Below are 10437 nucleotides of genomic sequence, written 5' to 3'. Positions count from 1 at the left end.
CGGTGGCCGGCGCGGTGATGGGGGCGTTTATTATGGCCTCGCTGGATAACGGCATGAGCATGATGGACGTGCCGACCTTCTGGCAGTACATCGTCAAAGGCGGGATCCTGCTGCTGGCGGTGTGGATGGATGCCGTTACCCGCCGGCGCGCCTGAGCACCGCTGCCCGGCGATGCACAACGCGCCGGGCTGTGCTATTGATGATGCAGGAGCCCCGTGCGGGCAGCAGAAGGAAGAGGCCGCAGTTATGAGTGAAAAGCGTTACCGCATCACGCTGTTATTTAATGCCAACAAGGTCTATGACCGTCAGGTGGTGGAAGGGGTGGGGGAGTATCTGCAGGCCTCACAGAGCGACTGGGATATTTTTATCGAGGAGGATTTTCGCTGTCGCCTCGACAATATTCGCGAGTGGCTGGGCGACGGGGTGATCGCCGACTATGACGACCGGGCGATCGAAAGCGTGCTCAGTCAGGTGGCGGTGCCGGTGGTCGGCGTCGGCGGCTCCTATCACCGGGCGGAGGATTATCCGCCGGTACACTATATCGCTACCGACAACCGCGCGCTGGTCGAGAGCGCCTTTCTGCACCTGAAAGAGAAGGGCATCAACCGCTTTGCCTTCTACGGCCTGCCGGCCGGCAGCGACAAGCGCTGGGCCGCCGAGCGCGAGCACGCCTTCCGCCAGATCGTCGCTTCAGAACGCTATCAGGGGGTGGTTTATCAGGGGATGGAGACCGCGCCGGAGAACTGGCAACACGCGCAGAACCGGCTGGCCGACTGGCTGCAGACGCTGCCGCCGCAAACCGGGATTATCGCGGTGACCGACGCCCGCGCCCGCCATCTGCTGCAGGCCTGTGAGCATCTGAAGATCCCGGTGCCGGAAAAACTCAGCGTGATTGGCATCGATAACGAGGAGCTGACCCGCTACCTGTCGCGGGTGGCGCTGTCGTCGGTGGCGCAGGGCACCCGCCAGATGGGCTATCAGGCGGCGAAACTGCTGCACCGCCTGCTGGAGCCACAGTCGTTACCGCTGCAGCGCATCCTGGTGCCGCCGGTGAAGGTGATCGAGCGGCGCTCCAGCGACTACCGCTCGCTGCGCGATCCGTCGGTGATTCAGGCGATGCACTACATCCGCTTTAACGCCTGTAAAGGCATTAAGGTCGAGCAGGTGCTGGATGCGGTGGGCATTTCGCGCTCCAATCTGGAGAAGCGTTTTAAGGAGGAGACCGGCGAAACCATCCACGCGGCGATCCACACTGAGAAGCTGGAGCGGGCGCGCACGCTGCTGGTCACCTCGTCGCTGTCGATTAACGAGATTTCACAGGTGTGCGGCTACCCGTCGCTGCAGTATTTCTATTCGGTGTTTAAGAAGAGCTATGCCAGCACGCCGAAGGAGCACCGTGACCGCTTCGGCGAGGTGCTGGTTTAGGCCTTAGCGGCACAGGGCGGGCCCAGCCATTACAGGACTTACAGGCACGCGTGCCGATCGGCCTCGTGCGCGGCCTGTTTACGCCGCGCTTTATCCTGATACATCGCCGCGTCGGCTGCGCGCACCGCCTGGTCCGGGGTGAGGTGCGGGTCCACCGCCAGGATGCCGAGGCTGGCCCCGGCGTAGTCAATGGTGCACTCCGCCAGCGGATAGCGCCCGGCGAGAAGCGACGTCAGCTGTTCACGCAGCGCCTGTAGCGCTTCAGCGGCATCGCTCTGCTGCAGCGGGCCGGGGCAGGCGACGATAAACTCATCGCCACCCAGCCGCCCGAGCACGCTGTCCACCGCCGCAAAGCTCTGCAGCCGCAGCGCAATCGCCTGCAGGAAGGCATCGCCGGTTTCATGGCCGTAGCGGTCGTTAATCTGCTTAAAACCGTCAAGATCGACAAACGCCAGCAGCACCGAGCGGGTCTCCAGGCTGCAGCGGGCGAACAGCCCCGGCAGGCGATGGAACACCGCGCGGCGGTTGGGCAGGCGGGTCAGTTCATCGGTATAGCTGACGGCGGTCAGCGCGTCGTTCGCCTCACTCAACTCCTGCAGCAGCTGTTCGCGGCGGATATGCTGCGCAATCAGCTCGGAGAACAGCATCAGCACCTGATTCGCGCGCTGGGTCAGCGGTTTGCTCTCCGAGCTGGCCGCACACAGGGTGCCGAAGATCGCGCCGTCGGCAAGGGTCACCGGGGTGCTGACGTAGGTGGTGATGCCCAGCGCGCCGGCCGCCTGCGAGTCGCCCCACACTTCCGGCACGTTACAGGTGTAGGTGCGGCCTTCGTCCAGCGCCCGTTTGCACAGCGTGTCCTGCCAGGGCACCGATAAGCCTTCCGGGATCTGCATCTGCTGGCTGTTGCGGGCAAACAGGATGTGTTGCTCAATTCGATCGTCATCAATCCGCGTCAGGTAGGTGGATTCCATCCCGGTGACCAGTTCAAGCATTTCAAGCAGCTGGCGCACAAAGCCTTCCAGCGTTTTTTCTGAACCCAACGCCGTCGAAATGCGTTCGATGAAATTATCGCTCATAGTGTAATTCCTGGCCCCGGATGTTGGTGTTGAGGTAACGACGCGTAAAACGCAAACGGCAGCCGCCAGGCTGCCCGAAGGTCAATTTTCAGGGCGGTCCACCGCTTTTTTACTACCGGGCAGCGGTACCGCCAGTGGGGGTATCGTAAGAACTTTTTGTCCTAAACTCAAATCAGATAAGATAATCCGTTACGCGGCTACCTCGTCCGGCCGCCCGTCATCCTCGGTCTGGAAGCGGGTCACCGACTGCTGCAGATGCACCACCTGCTGCTGCAGGGCGCTGGCGGCGGTGGCCACTTCGGAGACCAGCGAGGCGTTCTGCTGGGTAACGCCGTCCATCTGGTTGATGGCGATATTGATCTGCGAAATGCCGCGGGTCTGTTCGCCTGAGGCCAGCATCACCTCATCCATAATGTCGACCACCTTTTTCACGTCGACCATCACCTCATCCATGGTATTGCCGGCGGTTTTGACCAGCCCGGCGCCCTTGCCGATATTGCTCAGCGAGGCGTCGATCATGGTGCCAATCTCTTTGGCCGCCGTAGCGCTGCGCTGCGCCAGCACCCGCACTTCCGAGGCCACCACCGCAAAGCCGCGGCCGGCTTCACCGGCGCGCGCCGCTTCGACGGCGGCGTTCAGCGCCAGCAGGTTGGTCTGGAAGGCGATGCCGTCAATCACGCTGACGATATCACCGATGCGCGCCGAACTCTGCTCAATGGCCTGCATGGTCTGGATCACTTCGGCCACCACCTCGCCGCCGCGTGACGCCGAGTCAGACGCCTGCTGCGCCAGGTCATTGGCCTTACGGGTGTTGTCTTCGTTGTTTTTCACCGTCGACATAATCTGTTCCATGCTCGAGGCGGTTTCATCCAGCGACGCCGCCTGCTGTTCGGTGCGGCTGGAGAGGTCGATATTGCCGGAGGCAATCTCTTCCACGCCGGAGCCGATCGAGTTGGTGCCGTAGCGCACCGACAGCACCATGCTCTCCAGACCGTCGCGCATACGCTGCACCGAGGAGAACAGCCGGGCGATCTCATTTTTGCCGCTGACGTCGATGCGCGCGCGCAGGTCGCCTTCGGCGATGCGGTCAAACACGCCGATCGCCTGATTCAGCGGTTTTACCACCAGACGGGTCATTACCCACCACGCCAGACCGGCCAGCAGCAGTGCAACCGCGATGGCGAAGGTCAGCGTCAGCTGCATGCTTTTCACCCGCGAGTTAGACTCTTCCCAGGCGAGGTCGATGCTCTGCAGCTTAAAGGCGACCAGCGCTTTAGAGGCCTTATCGAAGGCGGCGTACAGCGTGGTGGACTGGCCGGCGCGCTGGCGATACTCATCAAGGTTGCCCGCTTCCAGCGCGGCAAACGCCGGGGTGATAAAGGTGGTCATCAGCGTGTCACGGTGTGCCGCCATCTCATCGGCAATCACCTTTTCTGCCTCAGACTGCGGGAAGGTCAGGTACTGCTGCCATTTGGCTGCGGCACCCTCGACCTTGCCCCGCGCGCGCTCCAGCGCCACTTTCGCCGTGGCGGTGTCGCCTTTGCCGATCAGCGATTCATACAGGCGCAGATCGAGCCGGCCGCGCAGCAGCAGCTCGGAGCTCTCATTCAGCGCCACCAGCCCCGGCAGCACTTCTTTATCCACGTGGGCAAAGGATTTGTTGCCCGACTGCACGGCAACCAGCCCGAGCAGGCCAACGCAGAGCAGCAGCGCGGTCAGTGAAAAAACCATCAGGCTGAGCGCGGTACGGATTTTTATTCGACGAAGCATAAGGTGTTCCCTGTTGCTGGTTGAGTCAGTAGTCAGACAGTGTGCGTAAGGCGCGCGCGGTGCGATCGGCAAACGCTGGTGCATCGCGCGCGTAATATTATTTTTTATCGTTCTGTTTCAGGAACGCGTTTAATTCTTTTTCATACAGCGCGGCCGACATCATGGTGCCGTGCCCGCTGGTTTGTTTCCCGGTCGGAATTAACAGCAGCTCAGCACGTTTTAATTTTTTCAGATCGGCGGTCAGCGATCCGGTTTCCGGCGGATTACGTTCGTCGTCAGCCGAATTAACGATCAGCAGCGGTGCCTTAATACGCGACAGATCGCGCTGCGCATTATAATTTGCCGACGATCCCCACAGGTAAATAAAGTCATTGGCATCGGCGGTGACCGGCGCGGCCAGCCGTTCCTCAACGCGCTGGTCGGCAGCGGCGCGGGTGGGTGCCTTCTGCTGCCAGCCGAGCGTGCCGCCGGTGGTGGCGACGCTGAACATTGTGCTGGCATATTTCAGGGCCGGTGGTTGCTGTTGATAGTTGCCCTGCTGCCAGGCCGGGTCGCCTTTAATCGACTCAATCAGCAGCCGGCGCATCATCCAGTTGCGGCCGGAAAGTTCGGCAGGCTGAGCGGCCATCGGCACCAGCTGGTCCATCATCGTCGGGTATTTTTCTCCCCACAGCCAGGTCTGCATGCCGCCCATTGAGTAGCCCATCACCAGCCGCAGGTGGCGGATACCCAGCCCCTCTGTTAATAAGCGGTACTGCGCGGTGACCATATCGCCGTAGTCAAACTGCGGAAACGCCATGCGCAGGCCGTCGGAAGGCTTCGACGACTGACCGGAGCCGATACTGTCCGGCATAATGATGAAATATTTATTACTGTCCAGCGGCTGGCCAGGGCCAAATAACCGCCCGCCGAAGTTGTCGGCCAGCAGGGCTTTAATTGGCTGATTGGTTCCGTGAAGTAATAATACCGCTGGTTTATCAGGTGAGCCCAGCGTGGTGTAATGAATGCGCAGGCCTTTCATTTTTTCACCGCTGTTAAACTGAAATTCAGCGGCGGTCCAGTTTCCCTCACTGGGTGTTAACGGCGCGGCCAGCGGTGCAGCAACGGGCGCCAGCGTCAGCAGGGCAAAAATAGCAGCAGAGTAAATTTTCACAGACATAAACCACTCGGGTTACGGGGAGTGCCGGGACGGCGATAATAAGGTTAATCACTATTATCCCCAATGAACCCGGCAATAAAATCGTCTAAAAAAATATAATCTGCTGTCGGTTGTCCTTAGCGCGCCAGGATCTCCAGCCGGTTGCTTTTAGGTAAGCAGAAACGTTATTTCACTTTAGTTTTCTTTCGATACAGGCGCCGCGGATGGCCGATATTGCCGTAGAGCATCTCCACCTGGACCCAATCGCTGGCCACGCAGTACTCCAGATAGCGCCGGGCGGTGGTTTTGCTGATGCCGGCCTGTTCCACCACCTCCTCTACGGTGTGGGCAACGTCCGGCTGCTGTTCAAACAGCTGCTGTACCAGCGCGAGGGTGTTGGCCTCAATGCCTTTTGCCGCCGGTTCAGCGGCAAACTGTTTGGACTGCAGGTTGTAGAGCGCGTCGACGCTGTGCTGGTCGATCACCCGGTAGCTGTGCTGAGTCTGCACAAACTGCATAAAGCGCTCCAGCGAGTTACGCAGCCTTTTGTACGACAGCGGCTTAATAATATAGTCGAAGGCGCCGTTGCGTATCGCCTGGCTGCAGGTGTGCATATCGCTGGCGGCGGTGATAAACACCACCGAGCAGCTGGCGGCTTTGACCGCCGCGCTCTCCATCAGCTCAATGCCCTGACCATCCGGCAGGAAGTTGTCCAGCAGGATCAGCCGCGGCTGATGCAGCGTGGCCAGCCGTTTTGCCTCGGCCAGCGTGGCGGCCGTGGCCACCACCCGCAGGTTGAAATGTTGTTCGATAAACTCGGCGTGCAGGCGGGCCAGCAGCGGTTCATCTTCTACGATCAAAACGTCGAGGGCTTCAGACATAGTCGGGTGCTCGGGAGGGTCGGGTGTTGGGAATAAACAGCGAGAAAATGGTGCCGTGCGGATCGTTGTCCGTCACTTCGATGCTGCCGTGCGCCTGGGTGACGTAACGCGCCACCAGCTGCAGGCCGATGCCGTGATCGCGGGCGTCGGCTTTGGTGGTGATCCCCGGCTCGAACAGCGTATCACGAATGTGTCCGGCGATGCCGCCGCCCTGGTCCGCCACTTCGATCACCAGTTCGCCGCTGGCGTCGCTGAGATAGAGCGCAACTGGCCGGAGCTGCGGGCCGCGCAGCGTGGCCTCGACGGCGTTATCCAGCAGGTTGCCGACCACCGACATCAGCTCGCTCTCATTCAGCCCGTCCGGCAGCGTGCTTAGCTGGCAGGCGGGATCGAAGCGCAGTTCAATGCCTTTTTCGCGCGCGCTGGCGTATTTTCCCAGCAGCAGGCCGCACAGCGCCGGGGGAACAAACCGCGTGGAGATAAAGTCGAGGATCTCCTGCGCGCCTGCCGACTGGGCCTCGACGTAGCGTCGCGCTTCGTCATAGCGCTGCATCTGCAGCAGGCCTGCCAGCGCGGCGGTCCAGTTCAGCTGTTCGTGGCGCATCACCCGCAGGCTGTCGGCGTAGCGTTGCACCTGGCTGAGCTGGCTGCTCAGGGTGTTGATATCGTTTTCGCTGCGGAAGGTCACCACCCAGCCCAGCAGCTCCTGCTGCTGCATAATGCGCACCCGGCTGGCAATCACCCGCAGCGATCCAAACCGGCACACCTCGTCGTGGGTATCCTGCTGCTGCCCGCTGCTGAAAAAGTCGGGCTGGCTGCTCAGTACTTCGCTGACCGGTTTACCGATCGCCGCGTCGGCGCTCTGGCGTAAATCCAGCAGCTCGCGCGCCGCCCGGTTGAGCGTAATAATGCGCCCGCTGGCATCGATGGCGATCACCCCTTCGTAGATCGCTTCCAGCAGCGCGCTTTGCTGGCGCACCAGCAGGGCAATCTCTTTCGGCTCCAGCGAGAACATCTGCCGCTTAAGATTTTTAGACAGCAGCCAGGAGAAAATAAACAGCGCGATAAACAGCAGAATAATCGCGGCGGAAATTTGCAGCAGCGTGCGGGTGGTTAAATTATCAATATGCGACTTTAAATAGCCGACGGAAACAATGCCGATAACCCGGCCATTGTTATCCCGTACTGGCGCTTTACTGCGCAGCGAAACGCCAATGCCACCTTTACGCACGGTAATAATGGTTTTTCCGGCCAGCACCTCGCTGTTATCGCCGCCGACCATCGGCTGGCCAATACGGCCGGCATCTTCAGAGTGATAAAGGTGGCGGCCCTGGCTGTCGCCGACCACGATATAGCTGGCGTCGCTGCTGGCGCGAAAGGGTTTCATTAATGCGGCAACCTGCCGCGGATCGTCGGCCTGCACCGCCGCCACCAGCGGGGGGATCAGCGCAATCTCCCGCGCCTGCACCTGCGCCCTGGCCCCGAGGTCGCGGTGCAGCTGGGCGTCGAGCTGATACCAGCTGTAGCCGGCAATCGCCGCCAGCAGCAGGCAGGAGAAGGCAACCAGGCACAGGAACAGCTTAATCTGAAAAGAGAGTTTTAGGCGCATGGCCGGAATTTACCGCTCACAAGAGTCAGCCATTACCCTACCATGTGCAGGGAATCAGACAAGATTGCGCCCGATCAACTTGTGATCGCTGACACGCGTTTAAGCTGAATTGCGATAACGCTTAAATGCAGCAGAGTCGATAAGATTATCCCGCTAAATAACCTTAACACCATTAACTCCACGCGCTGTTTTACATAATGTCAATTAACACCATAGAAACCATAAGCACCATTAAAAACCCGTTTTAAATTTGAACAGAATCACAGCAGGTTAATAAGGCCTTTCACTATGATGTCGGTGAAACTTAATAAGAGGCCAGACTATGAGCACAACTGATGATTCTTATCTCGTCGCCAGAGAGAAAACCGCCGATATCCCGCTGCGGGAAAAATGGTGGCGGGTTATGGATAATTACAAGGTCGGCATCGTACCGCTGCCGCTGTTTCTGCTGGCCGGTTTTCTGATCCTGCTCGACTGCCTGGCCGGTAAAATGCCGTCTGATATCGTGGTGATGGTCGCCACGCTGGCCTTCTTTGGCTTCGCCTGCGGTGAGTTCGGCAAACGCCTGCCGCTGGTGGGCAAGATGGGCGCGGCGGCGATCTGCGCCACCTTTATCCCTTCCGCGCTGGTGCACTACGGCCTGCTGCCGGACGTGGTGGTGCAGTCCACCACCCAGTTCTACAAAAGCACCAATATTCTCTACCTCTATATCTGCTGCATTATCGTCGGCAGCATTATGAGCATGAACCGTCAGGTGCTGATTCAGGGCTTCCTGCGTATTTTCGTGCCGATGCTGTGCGGTGAGATTGTCGGCATGCTGGCGGGGATGGCGGTCGGTCTGGCGCTGGGGCTGGAGCCGTTCCAGATCTTCTTCTTCCTGATCCTGCCGATCATGGCCGGCGGCGTCGGTGAAGGGGCGATCCCGCTGTCGATGGGCTATGCGGCGATCCTGCATATCGAGCAGGGCGTGGCGCTGGGGCGCATCCTGCCGATCGTAATGCTGGGCAGCCTGACGGCGATCGTGATTGCCGGGCTGCTGAACCAGCTGGGTAAACGCTACCCGCACCTGACCGGCGAAGGCAGCCTGATGCCCGGCGGCCAGGCGGACGGCGAGGCGTCGGCAACGGAGAAATTCAGCGGCAAAATGGAGGTCACCACCCTGGCCTGCGGCGCGCTGCTGGCGATCCTGCTGTATATGGTCGGTATGCTGCTGCACCGGCTGATCGGCCTGCCGGCACCGGTGGGAATGCTGTTTGCGGCGGTCGCGGTCAAGCTGGCACACGGCGTGTCGCCGCGTATTCAGCAGGGATCGCAGATGGTCTATAAATTCTTCCGAACCGCGGTGACCTATCCGATCCTGTTTGCGGTCGGCGTGGCGATTACGCCGTGGCAGGAGCTGGTCGACGCCTTTACCCTGCAGAACCTGCTGGTGATCGTCACCACCGTCAGCGCGCTGGTGGTGACCGGCTTCTTCGTCGGTAAAAAGATCGGCATGCACCCGATCGACGTAGCGATTGTCTCCTGCTGCCAGAGCGGGCAGGGCGGCACCGGCGACGTTGCTATTCTGACCGCCGGTAACCGTATGTCGCTGATGCCGTTTGCGCAGATCGCCACCCGCATCGGCGGTGCGATCAACGTGTCGCTATCGCTGCTGGTGCTGGCGAAGTTTTTTGCGTGATGTCGAAGTATGACGTTTGAAGTCGAAGCCTGAAATCTGTGTACCTTTGCTACGTTGAACTGTCCGAGCTTTATCCCCGCCACGGCGGGGATTTTTTTTATCCGGCAACGGGCGTTACCAGCGGCGTTCGCTGCCTTCCCAGTCGATATAGTGGTGGCCGCCTTTGCCCTGCCACTCCTGCAGCCGGTCGGCGATGCCGTTAACGCTCTGTGCGATGGTCAGCGTTGCCTCCGCACCGCCCATATCGGTCTGCACCCAGCCCGGATGCACGCACAGCAGGGTTTTGCCCTGTGACTGTGCTTCCGGCAGCAGCCCGCGCGCCAGCATATTCAGCGCCGCCTTGCTGGCGGAGTAGAGCGGATAGGTGGCGTGCGGGTTCTCGTTGAGGCTGGCGAGGTCGGAGGACATCAGCGCCATAATTCCGCTCTGCTCTTTTACCAGCGGCAGCAGTTGGGTGGCGCAGCGCACCGGCGAGATGGCGTTACTCAGGAACAGCGCCGCCAGCTCGTCGTCACTGGTCTGCGTCAGATCCTGCGCCGCCGGGCCAAACACGCCGGCGTTGATAAAAATGGTGTCAAACTGCCGGCCGGCCAGCGCCTCGGCCAGCTCGTCACGCTGCTGCTGCCGGTTAATATCCAGCGTCAGCCACGCAATATTCGCGTCGGTGTGCGGCGTTGCACCGCGGGTGGTGGCCGTCACCTGCCAGCCGCGTTCCGCCAGCGTGGTCGCCAGCCCTAAGCCAATGCCGCGCGATGCGCCGATAATCAAAGCCTGTGGTGTGGTCATTGCCGTTCCTTTTCGTCGCCGTTGAGTAGATAAACGAGGTTAGCAAAGAAACGGGCGCAGCCCGTAGACGGTAA

The 10437-nt window shown here is 60.4% G+C and carries 8 protein-coding genes and 1 pseudogene; 3 read left to right on the top strand and 6 right to left on the bottom strand.

The genetic code is table 11. From position 1 onward, the window contains the following. Both NV64_RS21335 and xylR read left to right on the top strand, forming a co-directional pair. A pseudogene (locus NV64_RS21335) lies at positions 1-155 on the top strand (sugar ABC transporter permease); the annotation flags it as partial. Positions 156-246: 91 nt separating this feature from the next. Then, on the top strand, positions 247-1425 hold the full coding sequence (xylR, locus tag NV64_RS21330) for a D-xylose utilization transcriptional activator XylR (RefSeq protein ID WP_056240556.1): 1179 nt from the start codon (positions 247-249) through the stop codon (positions 1423-1425). A 38-nt stretch (positions 1426-1463) separates the two neighbouring features. Here xylR and NV64_RS21325 read toward each other — a convergent pair whose 3' ends face one another. The 5 genes from NV64_RS21325 to NV64_RS21305 form a co-directional block, all read right to left on the bottom strand. Continuing rightward, on the bottom strand, positions 1464-2501 hold the full coding sequence (locus tag NV64_RS21325; RefSeq protein ID WP_101506725.1) for a sensor domain-containing diguanylate cyclase: 1038 nt from the start codon (positions 2499-2501) through the stop codon (positions 1464-1466). A gap of 189 nt (positions 2502-2690) precedes the next feature. Next, positions 2691-4271 carry a methyl-accepting chemotaxis protein gene (locus NV64_RS21320; protein ID WP_101506724.1) on the bottom strand — a complete coding sequence of 527 codons (1581 nt, stop codon included), beginning with the start codon at positions 4269-4271 and terminating at the stop codon, positions 2691-2693. Positions 4272-4368: 97 nt separating this feature from the next. Then, the gene (locus tag NV64_RS21315) at positions 4369-5430 is read right to left on the bottom strand and encodes an alpha/beta fold hydrolase (protein WP_056240186.1); all 1062 of its coding nucleotides are present in this window, start codon (positions 5428-5430) and stop codon (positions 4369-4371) included. A 164-nt stretch (positions 5431-5594) separates the two neighbouring features. Next, positions 5595-6290, bottom strand: a complete 696-nt coding sequence (locus NV64_RS21310; protein WP_056240183.1) for a response regulator — start codon at positions 6288-6290, stop codon at positions 5595-5597. Beyond that, on the bottom strand, positions 6283-7899 hold the full coding sequence (locus NV64_RS21305; protein ID WP_101506723.1) for a sensor histidine kinase: 1617 nt from the start codon (positions 7897-7899) through the stop codon (positions 6283-6285). Before NV64_RS21305 ends, NV64_RS21310 begins: the two co-directional genes overlap by 8 nt. 322 nt (positions 7900-8221) lie before the next feature. Between NV64_RS21305 and NV64_RS21300 the strand changes: the two genes are divergently transcribed. Continuing rightward, entirely contained in the window at positions 8222-9577 is a 1356-nt protein-coding gene (locus tag NV64_RS21300) for a 2-hydroxycarboxylate transporter family protein (protein WP_056240178.1), read from the top strand. Between the two features lie 114 nt (positions 9578-9691). Here NV64_RS21300 and NV64_RS21295 read toward each other — a convergent pair whose 3' ends face one another. Then, positions 9692-10363, bottom strand: coding sequence for an SDR family oxidoreductase (locus NV64_RS21295; RefSeq protein ID WP_101506722.1), 672 nt, complete (start codon positions 10361-10363; stop codon positions 9692-9694). Positions 10364-10437 lie beyond the last annotated feature (74 nt).

The organism is Erwinia sp. B116 (assembly GCF_002865965.1).
Taxonomy (GTDB): Bacteria; Pseudomonadota; Gammaproteobacteria; order Enterobacterales; family Enterobacteriaceae; genus Erwinia.
The sequence above is the reverse complement of the archived record's forward strand: the minus strand, read 5'-3'. Positions and strand labels throughout refer to the sequence as shown.

Bases quoted from the DNA above. Each gene is read 5' to 3' on its own strand.
- xylR (WP_056240556.1), top strand. From the start codon at position 247: ATGAGTGAAAAGCGTTACCGCATCACGCTGTTATTTAATGCCAACAAG.
- NV64_RS21325 (WP_101506725.1), bottom strand. From the start codon at position 2,501: ATGAGCGATAATTTCATCGAACGCATTTCGACGGCGTTGGGTTCAGAA.
- NV64_RS21320 (WP_101506724.1), bottom strand. From the start codon at position 4,271: ATGCTTCGTCGAATAAAAATCCGTACCGCGCTCAGCCTGATGGTTTTT.
- NV64_RS21315 (WP_056240186.1), bottom strand. From the start codon at position 5,430: ATGTCTGTGAAAATTTACTCTGCTGCTATTTTTGCCCTGCTGACGCTG.
- NV64_RS21310 (WP_056240183.1), bottom strand. From the start codon at position 6,290: ATGTCTGAAGCCCTCGACGTTTTGATCGTAGAAGATGAACCGCTGCTG.
- NV64_RS21305 (WP_101506723.1), bottom strand. From the start codon at position 7,899: ATGCGCCTAAAACTCTCTTTTCAGATTAAGCTGTTCCTGTGCCTGGTT.
- NV64_RS21300 (WP_056240178.1), top strand. From the start codon at position 8,222: ATGAGCACAACTGATGATTCTTATCTCGTCGCCAGAGAGAAAACCGCC.
- NV64_RS21295 (WP_101506722.1), bottom strand. From the start codon at position 10,363: ATGACCACACCACAGGCTTTGATTATCGGCGCATCGCGCGGCATTGGC.